The 14,858-nt window shown below is 71.5% G+C and carries 13 protein-coding genes and 2 pseudogenes; 5 read left to right on the top strand and 10 right to left on the bottom strand.

Features of this window, described 5'->3' with window-relative positions:
• The first annotated feature begins 11 nt into the window (after positions 1–11).
• On the top strand, positions 12–488 hold the full coding sequence (locus ACIRHA_RS24340) for a hypothetical protein (RefSeq protein ID WP_403849442.1): 477 nt from the start codon (positions 12–14) through the stop codon (positions 486–488).
• Positions 489–509: 21 nt separating this feature from the next.
• Here ACIRHA_RS24340 and ACIRHA_RS24345 read toward each other — a convergent pair whose 3' ends face one another.
• Positions 510–692: a hypothetical protein gene (locus ACIRHA_RS24345; protein ID WP_403849445.1), complete on the bottom strand. Its 183-nt coding sequence runs from the start codon at positions 690–692 to the stop codon at positions 510–512.
• A 152-nt stretch (positions 693–844) separates the two neighbouring features.
• Positions 845–1,537: a DUF899 domain-containing protein gene (locus ACIRHA_RS24350; protein WP_403849448.1), complete on the bottom strand. Its 693-nt coding sequence runs from the start codon at positions 1,535–1,537 to the stop codon at positions 845–847.
• A 200-nt stretch (positions 1,538–1,737) separates the two neighbouring features.
• Here ACIRHA_RS24350 and ACIRHA_RS24355 point away from each other — a divergent pair, with 200 nt between their 5' ends.
• A complete protein-coding gene (locus ACIRHA_RS24355; RefSeq protein ID WP_403849451.1) occupies positions 1,738–2,703 on the top strand; it encodes an endonuclease/exonuclease/phosphatase family protein in 966 nt (321 codons plus the stop codon).
• 27 nt (positions 2,704–2,730) lie between these two features.
• Here the strand turns inward: ACIRHA_RS24355 and ACIRHA_RS24360 are convergent, their stop codons facing one another.
• Complete coding sequence (locus ACIRHA_RS24360) at positions 2,731–4,626, bottom strand: FUSC family protein (RefSeq protein ID WP_403849453.1); 1,896 nt, start codon at positions 4,624–4,626, stop codon at positions 2,731–2,733.
• 137 nt (positions 4,627–4,763) lie between these two features.
• Here ACIRHA_RS24360 and ACIRHA_RS24365 point away from each other — a divergent pair, with 137 nt between their 5' ends.
• On the top strand, positions 4,764–5,315 hold the full coding sequence (locus ACIRHA_RS24365) for a 2'-5' RNA ligase family protein (protein ID WP_403849456.1): 552 nt from the start codon (positions 4,764–4,766) through the stop codon (positions 5,313–5,315).
• Here ACIRHA_RS24365 and ACIRHA_RS24370 read toward each other — a convergent pair.
• Entirely contained in the window at positions 5,309–6,082 is a 774-nt protein-coding gene (locus tag ACIRHA_RS24370; RefSeq protein ID WP_403849459.1) for a nucleotidyltransferase domain-containing protein, read from the bottom strand. The two genes, ACIRHA_RS24365 and ACIRHA_RS24370, sit on opposite strands and share 7 nt — an antisense overlap.
• A 17-nt stretch (positions 6,083–6,099) precedes the next feature.
• Between ACIRHA_RS24370 and ACIRHA_RS24375 the strand changes: the two are divergent.
• Positions 6,100–6,318: pseudogene (locus ACIRHA_RS24375) on the top strand (hypothetical protein); the annotation flags it as partial.
• A 171-nt stretch (positions 6,319–6,489) separates the two neighbouring features.
• On the opposite strand, the gene ACIRHA_RS24380 reads toward ACIRHA_RS24375, so the two are convergent.
• Positions 6,490–7,941 carry an NCS1 family nucleobase:cation symporter-1 gene (locus ACIRHA_RS24380; protein ID WP_403849461.1) on the bottom strand — a complete coding sequence of 484 codons (1,452 nt, stop codon included), beginning with the start codon at positions 7,939–7,941 and terminating at the stop codon, positions 6,490–6,492.
• A gap of 146 nt (positions 7,942–8,087) precedes the next feature.
• On the opposite strand from ACIRHA_RS24380, the gene ACIRHA_RS24385 reads away from it, so the two are divergent.
• A complete protein-coding gene (locus ACIRHA_RS24385; RefSeq protein ID WP_403849464.1) occupies positions 8,088–8,759 on the top strand; it encodes a GntR family transcriptional regulator in 672 nt (223 codons plus the stop codon).
• A gap of 75 nt (positions 8,760–8,834) precedes the next feature.
• Here ACIRHA_RS24385 and pip read toward each other — a convergent pair whose 3' ends face one another.
• The 5 genes and pseudogenes from pip to ACIRHA_RS24410 all read right to left on the bottom strand — a co-directional run bounded on the left by pip (position 8,835) and on the right by ACIRHA_RS24410 (position 14,720).
• Positions 8,835–9,797 carry a prolyl aminopeptidase gene (gene pip, locus ACIRHA_RS24390; protein ID WP_403849467.1) on the bottom strand — a complete coding sequence of 321 codons (963 nt, stop codon included), beginning with the start codon at positions 9,795–9,797 and terminating at the stop codon, positions 8,835–8,837.
• Between the two features lie 41 nt (positions 9,798–9,838).
• Positions 9,839–11,041 carry a nitrate/nitrite transporter gene (locus ACIRHA_RS24395; RefSeq protein WP_403849470.1) on the bottom strand — a complete coding sequence of 401 codons (1,203 nt, stop codon included), beginning with the start codon at positions 11,039–11,041 and terminating at the stop codon, positions 9,839–9,841.
• 9 nt (positions 11,042–11,050) lie between these two features.
• Positions 11,051–11,797 (bottom strand): uracil-DNA glycosylase, encoded by a 747-nt coding sequence (locus ACIRHA_RS24400; RefSeq protein WP_403849473.1) that lies wholly within the window; start codon positions 11,795–11,797, stop codon positions 11,051–11,053.
• A gap of 17 nt (positions 11,798–11,814) precedes the next feature.
• A pseudogene (locus ACIRHA_RS24405) lies at positions 11,815–13,347 on the bottom strand (YfcC family protein).
• Positions 13,344–14,720: a M20/M25/M40 family metallo-hydrolase gene (locus tag ACIRHA_RS24410; RefSeq protein WP_403849475.1), complete on the bottom strand. Its 1,377-nt coding sequence runs from the start codon at positions 14,718–14,720 to the stop codon at positions 13,344–13,346. Before ACIRHA_RS24410 ends, ACIRHA_RS24405 begins: the two are co-directional and overlap by 4 nt.
• Positions 14,721–14,858 lie beyond the last annotated feature (138 nt).

Consider the following 14,858-nt stretch of genomic DNA (forward strand, 5'->3'; position numbering starts at 1 on the left):
AACGGGATCGGATGGGCGTGGTGACAACGGGCAAGCGGACGATGCACTTGAACTCGCTGGCCGGACTGGCCAGGAGACGCCGTCCCCGGCGCCCGGAGCACGCGGAGGCTTCACTTCCGGGTCGCACACCGCCCGTGCGGCTCAGCGTGCCCGCGGGCATGACCGCACCGCTGGGGTGCGACGCCGTCGCGGTGCCCGAGGAGTTCGGCCGGGCGATGGCGAAGCGCCTGCCGCGGATGGGCTGTGTGTACGCGGACGAGGCGCACTGGTGGTGGCTCGTGCCGTCGGACTCCGACGTGTCCCTGGAGTGGCCCGCGCCCGCGTGCTACACGGCGGGCGCCGTGGTGCTCGACGCCCCGCGGGCGCCCGACCTGGTGCACTGCCCGGAGGGTTCGGTGCCGTACACGCCACCGATCCCGCTGTACCTCGCGCTGTGCCGGGTCACGGGGACCACGCCGGTGTGGTCGCGGTCGGTCGGCGCCTCGTAGTTCCGGCTTCTTCCACGGGCGTCAGCCCACGGGTTCGGCGACCGGCTCCCGTGCGATCACGAGGAAGGCGTCCGTCGCCAAGTCCATGACGACCTCGACCGGTTGCCCCTCCTGTCGGCGCCGGTTCGCGTACTCCTCCGCGGGCCAGGAGCCTCGGGGCCCGCCCGCCGGGAATCGTTGCAACACCACTCGTCCGTTGATCATCGCTCGTCCCTGCCCCCGTGATCGTGCCGATGTGCGGCGCCCGGAGCGTCCGGGCGCTTCATGAGGGAGAACGTTGACAGTGCCCGTTCCGGCTCGCAACGTGACGAGAATGACACCGAGTTGATACGAGGTCAGCTCATGTGCACGGAGCCTCAGTCGACGTATTCGTCGTGATAGCGCACCCGCGCACTGCCCGCGGGCGCCCCGAGAGCCGACGCGCGCCCCTCCGGTTTCTCCCACTCCTCCTGGCGGCCGAGAGCGGTGAGGTCCAGGAGGTTCGTGGTGAACCCGATGTGGTCCATGCCGCGGGCGAACGTCGAGTACGTATGGAACACCCGCTCCCCCTCGCGCAGGAAGCAGCTGATCGCGGGCTGCTCCTGAGGAGTGCCGTCCTCACCCTCGAACGTGGCGCCGAAGTCCTGGTTGAAATCGCTGAGATGGGACGAGTACCAGGGCACCGTCCAGCCCATCCGCGCCTTGAACGGCAGGATCCGGGTGAACGGCGCGCGGGACACCGCCGCGAACTCCGTGCCACGGGCCCGCAGATGCGCCAGGTGCCCGATCTGGTCGAGGAATCCGGAGCAGCTGCGGCAGCCGGCGTCCCAGTCGGGCGCGAACATGAAGTGGTAGACGACGAGTTGGGGGCGCCCCTCGAACAGGTCGAGCAGCTCCGACTTCCCGTCCGGGCCCTCGAAGACGTACGACTTGTCGATCTCGACCATGGGCAGCTCGCGCCGCCGTGTGTTCAGCGCGTCCCGCGCGCGGGTCGCCGCCTTCTCCAGGGTGAGCAGTTCCTCGCGCGCGGCGCGCCACTCCTCGCGCGTGACCACCTTCGGCAGCCCCATGGTTCCTCCTCCGGTCGTGTTCTCGTGAGGGGTGACCGGAGGGCAGAGCGGAACTCATCGCTGCGGCGAAAGTTTTTCTCACGGGGTCCCGGTTCCCCGAAGGGGCCCTGATTTTCTGCAGGAGTGCTGTCCTCCCGGCGGAGCCGCTGGCACGCTGGCCGCCCCGGCCCGTCCGGGCCGGCCAGAGGACGGAGCACGCCATGCTCGTCGGAACCTGGAACCTGGAGAACCTCTACCGCCCCGGCGGCCCCTACGGCCCCCGCGACAAGGCGACGTACGAGGCGAAACTGGCCTCGCTGGCCGCCACCGTGAACAGTCTGAGCCCCACCCTGCTCGGCGTGCAGGAGATCGGTGACCCGGCGGCGCTCGACGATCTGGTGCAGCTGCTCGACGGCGACTACACGGCGACGCTTTCGCAGTACCCCGACGAGCGCGGGATCCGGGTCGGCTTCCTCGGCGACGTCGGCGTGCGCGTGGTCGCGGACACGGCCGCGTTCCCGGAGGCGGTTCGACCGGTGCAGGTGGACGACGGCGGCGGCAGGACGACGGACCGGGCGGGCCGGGGCGTGCTCGCCGTGCACTTCTCGACGCGGGCGACCTGGCTCACGGCCGCCGTCTGCCACCTCAAGTCGAAGCTGCTCGGCTACCCGGGCGGCCGGTTCGTACCGCGCGACGAGGGCGAGCGGGCGCGCTACGCGGCGTACGCGCTGGAGCGGCGCGCGGCGGAGGCGGCGACCGTACGCGCCCTCGCGGACACCCTCATCGGAGAGGACGGCCGCCGTGAACGCGTCACCGTCCTGGGCGACTTCAACGACGAGATGTCCGCCGCGACCACCCAGATCCTCCAGGGCCCGCCCGGCTCCGAGATCGGCACGCCCGGCTTCGACCACGCCGACAAGGGTGACGCGAAGCGGCTGTGGAACGTGGCGCCGCTGATCCCCGAGGAGCAGCGGTACTCCCGCGTGTACGAGGGCCACCGCGAGCTGATCGACCACATCTTCGTCTCGCACGAACTGCTCGGCCACGTCGTCCGCGCGGGGACGGGCGTGCCACGCGGGGAGGACGCCGTGCTCGAACCGCTGCCGTCGGTGGGCGCGGATCCGCAGGAGCGGCGGGACGCGCCGGGGTCGGACCACGCACCCGTATGGATCGACCTACGGCCCTGATCCTTCTTACGTCTTACGGGCCGGGGCCTACGCGGCGAGTTCCGCGAGCAGCACGTCGATCCTGCGCGCGTGCTGCTCGGGCACCCGCCCCGTGTCGTCGACCTGCACCGCGCACGCGGTCGTCGCGTCAACGAGCCGCTCCAGTACGACGGTCACCTGCCGCGAACCGTCCGAGTGCCGCGCGAGCACCGGCAGTTCGGCGGCGGCGAGGTCCACGGCGGCCCGCGCCTGCGCGAGCGTCCGGTACGCCTCGCGCCGCAGCGCCCACCGGCCGTGCCGGTCGATCCCCTCGGCGCCCGGTGCGGACTCGCTCATTACATGCCGTACGTAGGCGTGGGCGGCGTCGTGCGCGACGGCGAGCCGCACCCGCACCCCGCCGCCGCGGTGCCCGCCCGGCAGCGGCAGATGCCCGGCGACCAGCACGATGGCGCAGGCGAGCAGCGTCTCGGTGATCCGGCCCCAGGACGCCTGCGGCTCCCCGCCCACCATCACCAGGGACAGTACGAGGACGGTGACGACGGCGGTCTGCGCGGCGAAGTGCCGGGTGGCGACCGGAATCAGCGCCCCGCAGGCGGCGACGAGCGCGACGAGCCCGAGGGGGTGGGGCAGCACGGCGGCGAGCCCGGCGAAGAGGACGGCGCCCGCGACGGTCCCGGCCGCCCGGCACAGCGCGCGCGAGGCGAGCGGCCCGAGGTCCGGCTTGACGAGGAAGACGGCGGTGGCGGGCAGCCAGTACCAGTGCAGCGGGTGCAGGGCCTGGGCGACGGCGGCGCTGGCCCCGAAGGACAGCCCGACCCGAACCCCGTACTCACGCCCGGCGGGCCCGACCACCCTGCGCCAATCAAACCTCGCCGGCGATTGAGGCGATCCTTCCAGCCCCGCCGGCGTTTGAGGCGCGGGGTCCGGGGCAGAGCCCCGCGACGTCGGCCCCGGCGCCGGTGTCGCGGCCACGGGGCTCCGCTGCTCAACCGCCGCGCCCGGATGGGCACCGCTCCCGTCGAACGCCTCGGCCGCCCGCAGCAACGCCTCGTCGAGAGCTCGCAGCCCCGCATCGGCCCGCACAGGAGCAGGCAACGCACCGGCCGCCTCCCCAGTCCGCACAGCGGCGGCGAGCCGCCGCGGCCCCTCCCCGGCCCGCGCGGCCACCGGCTGCCCGGCCCAGGCGAGCGCGGTGGCGGCCTCGGCGAGCGGGAGGGCGGCGGAGTACTGGCGGCGCAGGCGCCGGGTGGCCCGCGAGCGGCCGCGCCGCAGGGCGTCCTGCGCCTGGTCGAGCGCGGCGGTCAGCGCGACGCGGCGCGCCTGGGCCTCCGGCCCGCCGACGGCGTCGAGCAGCCGGGCCACGGCCTCGTACACGGAGGCGACGGCGGCACGCTCACCGTCGTAGAGGTACCCGAGCCCCTTCGTGCGTACGGGAGAGGGCAGCAGCAGCCGCAGCAGGATCAGCCACGCGGCGCCCCCGGCGAACAGCAGCGCCCGCTGCCATCCGGGCTCCGGCAGCGGCATCCCTGCGCCTATGGCGACGGTGACGAGGAACTGGGTCCCTGCGGAGGACGCGACGGGCCCGACGGCGCTGAACGCACCGCCCACGAGCCCCAGCACGGCGAAGACGCAGGCGATGAGCGCACCGGTCGGCAGCGCACCGCCGACAAAGCTGCCGACGGTCATCCCCAGGGCACCCGCGAGCGCGGGCCCGCCGAGCCGCGAGACGGCGGCGAGCCGCGGCCCCGGCCGGTCGTTGACCCCGGCGAGCAGCGTCCCGAGCGCGAGCAGCACCCCGCTGGACGGCTGCCCGGCGGCGATGGCGACGAGCAGCAGCGGTCCACCCGCCAGCGCCCCACGCACCACGGCGGGCCAGGGCACGGGCGCACGCTGGGCGCGCAGGGCGTGGCTCAGCCAGGGCGGAAGCGAATGGGGGCGGCGCATGACGGTGGGCAGACTCCTGTCTTACGAACACGGAGGGGTGCCGGGCGCCGTCGGCCAGCCTGAACTGGTTCTCCAAGCGTAAGCGGAGTTGTTGGAGGGGAGGAAACGGCGAGGTTTCCGGAATGTGACACTTGGCCGTGCCCACACGACGTACTGCTCAGGACCACAGCGGCTGGCCGGACCTGCCCGGCGACACGGCCCTGACGATCCACGTCCCGGAGGCGGACGCTTTGGTCCGCACCCCGTCGAGGGCCCACATCACGGTCCTCTACCCGTTCCTGCCGCTGGCCCGGATCACGCCGGACACGGACGACGAGCTGCGCACCCTGTTCGCGGCGACGCTCCCGCTCCCCCTCACTTTCGCCGAGCCTCGCCGCTGGCCGGGCGTCCTCTACCTGCCCCCGACCCCGGACGACGCCGTCCGCGCCCTGACGGAGTCGGTCCGGTCGCGCTGGCCGGAGGCGGTCCCGTACCGGGGAATCTTCGGCGACGACGGCCTGGACCCCCACCTGACGCTGGCGAGCGGCACGGGCACGGACGACATCCCGGATACGGAGTTCACGTCCGCGCTGCCGCTCCACGCCCGGGTCGACTCGGTGAAGCTGATCGTGACGGAGGGTGCGGGGACGGGGTGGCGCGACCTCCGCACGTACCCGCTGGGCGTTCCCGTGGGACTCCCCGGCTACTGAGCGTCGGCGACGGCCTTCGTCATCAACTCCCGCGCCCGGTCGACGACTTCTCCGAGCGGAATCGAGAGATCCCCCACCACCCGGTCGATCCCCCGCAACCCGGCCCGCTCCAGCAACCGCTTCTCGTTGGTCACCCACTCCCCGCGCGCGGCGAGCACGGCATGGGCCGCCTGCATCGCCGCACCGGCGACCGCCCCCACGACCTCGGTGCACCCGCCGAGGGGCGCGTTGTTCCCCTTCGCGTACTCGAGGGTGATCGAGGCGCGCCCCCACCACACCTCGGGAGCGGCCTTGCGCAGGGCGGCCGGATACCCGTCGGGCCGGGGCGTCTCACCCCGCAGCACCCGATTGACGGCGAGCTCGGCGACGACGAGATACGACGGAATCCCGGCGAGGTGAAACATCAACGGCTCGACCCGAAACCGCCCGGCCTCGGCCTCGCCCAGCTCATGCTCGACGACATCCAGATCCCGGTAGTGCACATCGACACGCCGCCCGTCGACACTCAGCCAGGCCCCGCCGTTGAACACCCCGCCACCCCACCCTCCGATCTCGGAGACCTCCCCTTCCCACCCGACGTCCCGCAGGTGCCGGGGCCCGAACAGCCCCTCGCTCCCCCGGTAGTACACGGCGGTGTCCCAGTCACTCGCGTCGCTGTGCGTCCCTTGGGCCCTCGACCCGCCAAGGGTCACGGCGTGCACACCGGGGAGGGCGTCGAGCCGTTCGGCGAGGCGGTCGAGAAAGACGTCATCGGTGTACTCGGGCATGCACCCACGCTACGCCCGGGGCAGCCGCCCCCATCCGGTGCGCAGGCCAGAACCTGTCATGTCACGTCGTACCGCTGGACACGCAGTTCCGCTGCGGTGGCAGTGACTCCTGTCTGCGTTGGGTGGCGCGGCTGTTGGGTCTCGAAGAAGGCGGGGCACCGCCGGCCGCCCTCTGGGCCACCGACCCAGCCGGCTTTGGACAGGTCGGCTGCGTCTACACCGCACAGGGCTTCGAGTGCGCTCTGTATGCGGGCCGGCTCCCGCCCTCACCTCGTCGGCCATGAGCTGGAAGAAGATCTGGCCTTATTGAGGGCTGATTGCGCGAACGGAGCGTGTTCGTTCGCCCAAGCCTGCGAGGGCGGGGCCGCGGCCCCTGGTCAACCGTTCGCCTGAGCCCGCATGACCAATCACGCCACGCCCTCCGTCCGCTCCTTCCGGCACACCACCCCATACAACCCCGCCCCCACAACCGTCCCGATGAACCACGAATACGCCGCCACCGAGTCGAAGTACGGCACCAACGCCAGCACCACGGCCAGCGCCGCCGACGGCACGAACGCGGCCAGTGCCTTCGGGTTCACCCCGTGCCGGTAGTAGTAGCGGGACCCCGGCCGCGCGTCGAAGAGCGCCTCCGTGTCCACCCGGCCCCGCTTCACCCAGAAGTAGTCGAGCATCAGGATTCCGAAGAGGGGGCCGAGGAATGCGCCGAGTCCGCCCAGGAAGTAGTTCACGACGTCCGGGTTCGAGTACAGGTTCCACGGTGTGACCAGCAGGGCGAGGACCGTGGAGATCGCGCCGCCCACCTTGAACGTGATCTTCTGCGGCCAGACGTTCGCCAGGTCGTAGGCCGGGGAGACGAAGTTGGCGACGATGTTCACGCCCATCGTGGCGATCGCGAAGGTGAGGGCGCCGAAGACCAGGACCCAGGTGTTGCCGATCTTCGCCACCAGCATCGCCGGGTCGGTGATCGCCTCACCGAAGACCTCGACGCTGCCCGCCGTGACGACGACGGACAGGACCACGAAGGCAGTTGAGTTGATCGGCAGGCCCCAGAAGTTGCCGCGGCGCACCGTTCGGTAGTCCGGCGCGAAGCGGGAGAAGTCGCAGAAGTTGAGCATCAGCGTGCCGTAGGTGGCCAGGATGAGGCCGATCGCGCCGAACCACTGGCGGAACTGTTCGCCCGTCGACACCGGGTGCGGCGTCGAGGTCAACGAGATCGTCCAGCCCGCCTTCGCCCAGACCCAGATCGCGAGGGCGAGCATCACCACCCAGATCGCGGGGCCGCAGAAGTCCTGGAACTTGCGGACCGATTCCATGCCACGCGTGATGATCAGGGACTGCACCAGCCAGAGCAGCAGGAAGGACGACCAGCCCAGTGCGTGCAGGCCGAGGAACGAGTGGTGCGTCCAGGGCTCCGCGCCCGGGAACGCCGCGAGCACCATCACGTTCACCGCCACCGAGGCCAGGTACGTCTGGATTCCGTACCACATGATGGCGATCACGGCCCGGATGAGGGCCGGGATGTTGGCTCCCCAGACGCCGAAGCTGATCCGGCTGACGACCGGGAACGGGACGCCGTGGCGCTGGCCGATGCGGCCCATCGCGTTGCAGCCGATGTAGATCAGGACGAAGCCGATGAGCAAGGAGGTGAAGACCTGCCAGGCGTTCAGGCCGAGCACCAACAGGCCTGCGGCGAACGTGTAGTTGCCGAGGTTGTGGACGTCGGACATCCACAGGGCGAAGAGGTCGTAGACCTTCCATTTGCGCTCACGGGCCGGCGCCAGATCCTCGTTGGTCAGGCGCGGGTCGGGCGGCACGGGGGCGGCGGACTGGGAGTGCACTGGCTCGGCCACGGACATGGCGGTCCTCCGGCGACAAGGTTTGGTATACCAATACCGCGCGATCGTCCCGCCGCCGACCACATCCGGCAATGTCCGTGCGGTTACATCTCCGTAAACCCACCCCACTCCCCCTGCCCCTCACGGACATCGACGAAGATGGACCCATGACGACGGCAGGATCGGTGGAGCCCCTGGGTGCGGTGCGGGAGCGCGTGCTCGCGGCCTTGCGCGAGGACATCGTCGGCGGGCGCCGGCGGCCGGGCGACCGGCTCGTCGAGCGGGAGCTCGCCGAGCGGTTCGGCGTGTCCCGGGTGCCCGTCCGCGAGGCGATCCGGGCGCTGCTCGCCGAGGGCTTCGTGACGTACGAGACGCCCCGCAGGGCCGTCGTGCGCACCCTGAGCCGCACCGATGTCACCGAACTGTACGAGCTGCGCGAGGCCTTGGAGGTCTACGCCGCCGGGCTCGCGGCCGAGCGGGCCACCAAGGACGATCTGGTGGAGCTGGCGGGGCTGCTCGAACGCGCCACGCGTGCGACGCGCGAGGGCGACGCCGAGACCAACACGGACGTCAACTCCCGTTTCCACGACCGGCTGTTGGAGATGGCGCGCAATGAGCTCATCGTGTCCGTGATGCAGCCCGTCAGCGGGCGGCTCCGCTGGCTGACCCGGCGCAACGAGGAGTGGGCCCAACAGCTCGCCGAACACCGGGAGTTGTACGAGGCGATGTACGAGGGGGACGCGGACCGGGCGCGGGCGGTGACGCTGGCCCACGTCCACACCAATTACCGTTCCACCGTGCGCCACCTCTTCGAGGACGACACCGACCCCGCCACGTAAGTCACGTAGTTCATGTACGTCACGTAGGACCCAGGAGAACCCCTGCTCGAACGTAGTTGAGAGCTTGGGGAAGGGTCAGGCGGCGCCGCTCCCGCTGAACCGGTCGAGAGCGGCGACCAGCTCATCGGTGATGCCGGGCGCGCCCGCGTTGTGCCCGGCATCGTCCACGAGGACGAGCTCCGCGTCCGGCCAGGCCCGCGCCACCCGCCACGGGACACCGAGCAGGTTCCCGAGGTCCACCGTTCCCTGCACGATCACCCCGGGAACGCCCTTGAGCAGCGGAAGGTCGCGCAACACCGTGTCCGGGCCATCCAGGAAGTGGTCGCGCCCCCAGTAGTGCGTGACAGTTCTGGCGAATCCGTAACGGAAGTCCGGGTCCTGGTAGCGGGGCACCGTGCGCGGCGGCTGCGAGGCCACCGCGGTCTCCCAGTCGGTCCAGTCGAGCGCCGCCCGCGCGCGTACGTCCGGGTCGGGCGATTCGAGAAGCCGGTTGTACGCCGCCGCGAGATCACCGGAACCGTCCTCCTCCGGCACTCCGTCCACGAACTTCGCGAACGCCTCCGGGAACACCTTCCCCAACCCCCGCGTCAACAAGTCGACTTCTTCCTGGCTGCCCGTCGCCAGGCCCGTCAGGACGAGTTCGGAGACGGCGTCCCGGTGCGTCTGCGCGTACCGCAGGGCCAGGACGGACCCGAAGGACACGCCCCACACCAGCCAGCGCTCGATGCCGAGGTGGGCGCGGAGCAGCTCCAGGTCGGCCATCAGCTTCGGCAGCGTATTGACGCTCATGTCGGTGTCGTACGCGCTCGCCGGCGGCGTGGAGCGGCCCGCGCCGCGCTGGTCGAGCAGCACGATGCGGTAGCGCTCCGGGTCGAACAGGCGCCGGGTGAAGGGGGTGGCCCCGGATCCGGGGCCGCCGTGCAGCACGACGGCGGGCTTGCCGTGCGGGTTGCCGCAGGTCTCCCAGTGGATCCGGTTGCCGTCACCGACGTCGAGGAGGCCCTGGTCGTACGGTTCGAGGGGCGGGTACAGAGGCATCCGGCGAACCTACTACCGGCCCGCCGCGCACCGCCTCCCGGTTAATCGACCTTGATGCTGCGCATCCGCCCGTACGCGTACACACAGCCCGCGAGCGCCAGGTCGGACAGCAGCATGAAGCCGATGGAGTACGAGTTCTGCGCGCTGTAGATCGCGCCCATGACCAGGGGCGGGACGAAGCCGCCGAGGCCGCCGATGGCGCCGACGATGCCGGTGACCGAGCCGACCTTGGACGGTGGGGTGACTTGTGCGACCAGGGCGAAGACGCTGCCGCTCGCGGTGCCGAGGCCCGCGCCCATGACGAGCATGTCGATGGTGCCGCCGGGCGCCAGATGCGGATTGAAGGCCTGCACGATGGCGAAGACCGCGACGACGGCGAGCGCCCAGGCGGTGACGACCGCCGGGTGGATCCGGTCGGAGAGCCAGCCGCCGATCGGCCGGAAGATGACGGTGACGAGGGCGAACCCGGCGGCCTTGGTGCCCGCGTCGATGGGGTCGAGGTCGTACCAGGTCTTCAGGTACGTGGGCAGATAGGTGCCGTACGCGACGATGCCGCCGAAGCCGATCGCGTAGAGCGCGGACAGCTCCCAGGTCACCTTCAGCTTCCCGGCCTCGCCGAGCCGCTGGCCGAGCGAGGTCGTCGGGATGGTGCGGCCGGGGTGGTCGCTGATGAGGAACCAGGCGACCACCACGTAGGCCGCGAGGGCGATCGCGACGATGTAGAACGGCAGGTTCTCGCCGTGCTTGGCGATGCGGGGCGTGAGGTAGCCGGACAGCGCGGTGCCGCCCATGCCCATGCCGAAGATGCCGATCGCCGCGCCGCGCTTGGCGGGCGGGAACCAGGAGTTCACCAGCGGGACCCCGATGGCGAACGTGGTGCCGCCGAGGCCCAGCAGGAAACCGACGAGGATCATGGCCAGGTACGAGTCCCTGGCCACCGTCACCAGGAGCACGGGGATGATCGTCGCCGCCGTCACCAGCGGGAACATCGTCTTGGCGCCGAACTTGTCGGTCAGGGCGCCGACCGGGATCCGGCCCAGCGAGCCGACGATCACCGGCACGGCGACCAGGAAGGACTGCTCGAACGAGCTGAGCCCCAGGGACTCGCCGAAAGCACTGCCGAGCGGGGCGATGAGGTTCCATGCCCAGAACGTGAGCGCGAAGCCCACGGTCGCCACGATGAGGTTGCGATAGGCCGCCGCGGGCGGCTTGGGTGTCGTCTCCTGCGCTGTCAGTGCTGCCACACCGCCACGCTAGGAAGCGGGGGCGTCCGGGTCTCCCTGGGTTGGACCGAACGGGTGCAACCCGGCCGTGCCCGCCGCGTCCCGCAGCACGCCGCGCAGCATCCGTGGAGTGAGCCTGCCGGTGAACGTGTTGCGCTGGCTGACGTGGAAGCAGCCGAAGAGGGACAGTGGTTCGGCCTTTTCGGTCCCTTCGAGGTCGACGCGGGCACCGTGGGCGAAGACGGGGCGTGGGCGCGGCACCGCCCAGCCCGCCTCGGCGAACGCCGGCAGCGCCGCCTGCCAGCCGAACGCGCCGAGCACGACGACCGCGCGCAGGGTGGGCCGCAGCAGGTTCAGCTCCTGGACCAGCCAGGGGCGGCAGGTGTCACGCTCGGCCGGGGTCGGCTTGTTCGCGGGCGGCGCGCAGTGCACGGGCGAGGTGATCCGGACGCCGTGCAGGGTCAGCCCGTCGTCGGCGCTCACGGCGTCCGGCCGGGACGCGAGCCCGATGTCGTACAGGGCCCGGTAGAGGACGTCGCCCGATCGGTCGCCCGTGAACATGCGGCCCGTGCGGTTGGCGCCGTGCGCGGCGGGCGCGAGGCCGACGATCAGGAGCGACGCGTCGTGCGGGCCGAAGCCGGGCACCGGGCGCCCCCAGTACGCCTGGTCGGCGAAGGCGGCGCGCTTGGTGCGCGCGACCTCTTCACGCCACTCGACGAGCCGCGGGCAGGCCCTGCAGTCGCCGATGCGCTCGTCGAGTTCATCGAGACCGTCCATGCACCCGACGATAGGGGCTACGTGAACGCGGCCCCCAGCGCGACGAACGCGCAGATCAGCACAGACAAGATGGCCAGCAGCGGCCACACGAACCGCAGGTACTTGTCGTAGCCGACCTTGGCGAGGGCCACGCCACCGATGGTCACGGCGGTCGTCGGCACCCACAGGTTCATCCAGCCGCTGGCCGCCTGCCACGCGGTGACGACGACCGCGCGCGAGACACCCGCGAAGTCGGCGAGCGGCGCGAGGATCGGCATGGCGAGGGTGGCGTGCCCGGACGTGGACGGGATGAGGAGGGCGAGCGGCAGGTTCACGAGGAAGACGATGATCGCGAAGACGCCGGACGAGGTGCCCTTCACGACCCCCTCGATGGCGTGCAGCACCGTGTCCGTGATCTTCGAGTTGTTCATGATCACGGTGACACCGCGGGCCAGCAGGATGACGAGCGCGGGCGAGACGAAGTCGGCGGCACCCTGGACGATCGTCGAGCTGAGCTTCTGCTCCCCCATCCGCGCGACGAGCCCGACGAGCACGGCCGCGACCAGGAACAGCGCCGCCAACTGCGGGAAGGACCAGTCGAGTTCGAAGTCGTACGGGGTCGCGTCGGCGTCGCCGGTCAGGGCGCTCGCCCAGGGCACCACCGAGAAGATCATGAAGGCGAAGACCAGCGCCGTGGCGACCAGAACACCCTTGTGCAGGCTGGTCAGTTCGGGGACCTCGGCTGCCTCCGTGGCCGTCTCGTCGAGGTCCCGGTCCCCCGGCAGGAAGCCCGAGAGCGAGCGCTCCGGGTCGCTCCGCACCCGCTTCGCGTAGCGGATGACGTACGCGATGGTGACCCCGGTCAGCACGATCCACATCGCGAACCGCAGCGCGATGCCGTCGCCCAGCGAGATGTCGGCGGCCGAGGAGGCGACGCCGGTCGCGAACGGGTTGACGGTCGAGCACAGCACGCCGACGCCCGCGCCGAGGATGATCGCGCCGACCGCCGTCATCCGGTCCTAGCCGAGCGCGAGCATCAGCGGCACGATCAGACCGTAGAACCCGAGCGTCTCCTCGGCGAAGCCCTCGACCGTGCCGAGGACGGAGAAGACGGCCATGACACCCGCGATGAGCAGCGCCCCGCGCTCGCGCAGCCGGTGGGCGAGACGGCCGATGCCCCGGTCGAGGGCGCCCGTCGCGAAGACGACGGTGATGAAGGCACCGATGGCGAGCACGAACAGGAAGACGCCCGCGCTGCCGTACAGATCACCGGAGTTGTCGGGCGAGACGAGGGCGGTCTTCGGGTCCTGGATGCCGTAGAGGCCGTTGACCGGGGCGAGGAACAGGTCGTTGAGGCGGTCGACGAAGGACTGCCCGGAGTCGACGCGCTGGTACGTGCCCTCGACGGGCGCGCCCTCGCCGTTCCTGTCGTACGCCCCCGACGGGATCAGGAACGCGAGCAGCCAGATCGCGATCGTGACGACGGCGAGGACGGTGAGGGCGCTGGGGAAGGTGAACTTCTTCTTCGACGGGGGCTGTTCGGGGGCCTCGGTGGTGTTCGCGGTGCTCATGCGCCGCTCCGGAAGTCGGCCGCGTACTCCCGCACGAACGCGCACATCGCGACGACCGTCGCGTGCAGTTCGGAGAACAGGACGCGTTCGTTGGGAGCGTGCAGGTTGCAGAGGTTGTCCTGCGCGCCGAAGAGCAGCACCTCGGCGCCCGGTGCGGCCTGTGCGAGGCCGTTGACCAGCGGGATGGAGCCGCCGGTCGCGACGTACGAGGCGTCGGCGCCCCAGGCCTCCTTGAGCGCGGCGCGGGCGGCGCGGTAGGCGGGGCCGCCGGTGTCCGCCTCGTAGCCTGGCCCGGTGTCGCCGGGCGTGACGGTGAGCGCGACGCCGAAGGGGCGCAGCGAGCGCAGATGCCGTACGAGGAGGTCCTGGGCCTCGTTCGGGTCCTGCTGGGGGTGGAAACGCAGGTTCAGCTTGGCGCGGGCGTGCGGGACGACGGCCGAGGCGGCGCCCGCCACGGTCGGTGCGTCGAGGCCGATGACGGTGATCGCGGGGCCGCTCCAGAGGCGTTCGCCGAGGGTGCCGCTGCCGAGGAGCGGGAGGCCCTCCTCGACGCCGGCGAGCTCGCGGAACTCCTCGTCGGTGTAGCCGGCGCCGGTCCACTTCTCGCGCCGCAGTCCTTCGACGGCGACGTCCCCGTGCACGTCGTGGAGCGTGGCGAGGGCTTTGAGGAGGACGAGCAGCGCGTCGGGGGCCGCGCCGCCGAACTCTCCGCTGTGGCGGGCCTCTTCGAGGGTGCGGACCTCGACGGTGACCTCGGCGGCGCCGCGCAGGCCCGTGGTGAGGGTGGGGGTGCCGGGGCGGAGGTTCCCGAGGTCCGCGATGACCATGGCATCGCAGGCGAACCGCTCGGGGTCGGTGGGCGGGTAGCCGTCGAAGGGGCTGCCGTACTCCTCCTGCCCCTCGAAGACGATCTTCACGCCGACCGGCGGGCGGCCCTGGTACGCGCGCAGCATCCCCAGGTGCGCGATGACGTTCGACTTGTCGTCCGCGATGCCGCGCGCCCGCAGCCCGCCCTCGATCGGGGTCGGCGTGAACGGCGGCGACTTCCACAGACTCTCGTCACCGGGCGGCTGCACGTCGTAGTGGGAGTAGAGCAGGACGGTCGGGGCGTCGGGTGTGGGCGGCGGGATCTCGCCGAAGATCACCGGCGCGGTGTCGGGCAGGTCGAGGGTCTCGATGTGCCCCACGCCCGCGTCCCGCAGCAGCCCGACGAGCAGGTCGTGGGCCTCGCGCACCGGCTCCGCCGGATAGCCGGGGAAAGCGATGGAGGGGATGGCGGCCAGCCGCTCCAGATCGGACCGCAGCCCGTCCATCAGCCGGTCGACCGCGGCCCGCGGGTCGCCGTGTGGGTCGATGGCATCCATGCCGTCCATGTCTTCATGCACCCCTCGCTGTCGAATACGCTCGTTTCGCCCGGATTATCCGGGGAGGGCGGGGGCGGTTCGGCCGGGGCTCGCCGAGGGGTGCGACAACGGGTTCGGGGCGCGGCCCACGCGGCGCTATCGTCGGAC

This window comes from Streptomyces sp. NPDC102360 (assembly GCF_044766085.1).
Taxonomy (GTDB): Bacteria; Actinomycetota; Actinomycetes; order Streptomycetales; family Streptomycetaceae; genus Streptomyces.